Annotated in this window: 1 protein-coding gene (cut by both window edges); it reads right to left on the bottom strand. The window is 63.9% G+C overall.

All 440 nt of this window come from inside a single coding sequence — locus tag H5P29_RS04765, UDP-glucose/GDP-mannose dehydrogenase family protein, on the bottom strand. Of the gene's 1,428 coding nucleotides, 792 precede the window and 196 follow it; the stretch shown corresponds to coding positions 793-1,232, spanning codon 265 (complete) through codon 411 (partial); the first complete codon in reading order (the gene reads right to left) occupies positions 438-440. Both codon boundaries (start and stop) fall beyond the window edges.

The raw sequence follows: 440 nt of genomic DNA, 5'->3' as shown, positions 1-440 counted from the left end.
CGGATCAGCTCGAAGGACGGCGCCCTAAAATTCTTCCACTCGGTGGCGATCAAGAGTGCATCGGCGCCGCGCAACGCCGCCTCCTTGGTACCGCACAAGGTGAGGTCGTCGCGCTGGCCATAGATCTGCTGCGCCTCGTTCATCGCCTCGGGATCATAGGCCTGCACCCTGGCGCCGGCTTGCCACAGCGCCTCCATCAGCACCCTCGATGGTGCCTCGCGCATGTCGTCGGTGTTGGGTTTGAAGGCCAGACCCCAGAGCGCAAAGGTCTTGCCGGTGAGGTCGCCGTTGAAGTGGCTCTTCAGCTTGTCGAACAGCACCACCTTCTGGGCATTGTTGCGCGCCTCGACCGAGTGCAGCAGCACCGGCTCGAAACCGACATCGCCGGCGGTGCGGATCAGTGCCCGCACATCCTTGGGGAAACACGAGCCGCCATAGCC

This window comes from Aminobacter sp. MDW-2, assembly GCF_014250155.1.
Taxonomy (GTDB): domain Bacteria; phylum Pseudomonadota; class Alphaproteobacteria; order Rhizobiales; family Rhizobiaceae; genus Aminobacter; species Aminobacter ciceronei.
This window is presented reverse-complemented; position numbering and strand designations above follow the sequence as displayed.